Origin of the sequence: Corallococcus sp. 4LFB, from assembly GCF_046520365.1 — a bacterium.
GTDB classification, from domain to species: domain Bacteria; phylum Myxococcota; class Myxococcia; order Myxococcales; family Myxococcaceae; genus Corallococcus; species Corallococcus caeni.
In genome coordinates this window covers 1-641 of the sequence record NZ_JBKGHJ010001200.1, presented here as the reverse complement: position 1 = coordinate 641, position 641 = coordinate 1, and the positions used below count along the sequence as shown (strand labels likewise).

Sequence of the window (641 nt, the reverse complement as noted above, 5' to 3'; positions counted from 1 at the left end):
CGACGCCGCCTCCCGCCCCGAAGGCCGAACCCGCGCCCGCGCCGCCCGCTCCCGCGCCGGAGGTCGTCGCCGCGCCCGTCCAGGAGCCGCCTCCCGTGGCCGCCGTCGAGGCGCCTCCCCCCGCGAAGGTGCAGCCGCCTGTCGTCAAGGCCACGGCCGTGAAGCCCGTCCGTGAAGTCGCCGCGCCCAGGCAGTCTTCGCGTGAGGCGGCGGAGAAGCAGATCCTCGACCTCGTGAGGCAGGTCGAGCGCAGCGCGTTGTTCGCGGACGACACGAACAAGGGGATGACCCGGCAGACCGCGCTCAACTACCTGAACAAGCGGCTTCAGCTCATCAGGGATGGGGCGGATACCCAGGAGCGCTTGGAGATCCTCAGCGAGATCCAGGGCTGGAAGCATCAGTACCTCAAGTAGCCCCGTGCCATGACCGCGCCCCCAGGCCCTGCGCTGCTCGCGGTGGACCTGGGACTGCGCAGCGGGCTCGCGCGCTTCGGCGCGGACGGGCGGCTGCGGTGGTACCGCTCACAGAACTTCGGCACGCACGCGCGGCTCAAGCGCGCGGTGCCCGCCGTGCTCCAGGACGCGGCTCCGCTCGCGTGGCTCGTGCTGGAGGGCGGTGGCCCCATCGCGGACGTCTGGGAG

The 641-nt window shown here is 72.7% G+C and carries 2 pseudogenes; both read left to right on the top strand.

The window, feature by feature from the left end:
* A pseudogene (locus ACLEQD_RS44915) lies at positions 1 to 413 on the top strand (serine/threonine protein kinase); the annotation flags it as partial.
* A 9-nt stretch (positions 414 to 422) separates the two neighbouring features.
* Positions 423 to 641: pseudogene (locus ACLEQD_RS44910) on the top strand (hypothetical protein); the annotation flags it as partial.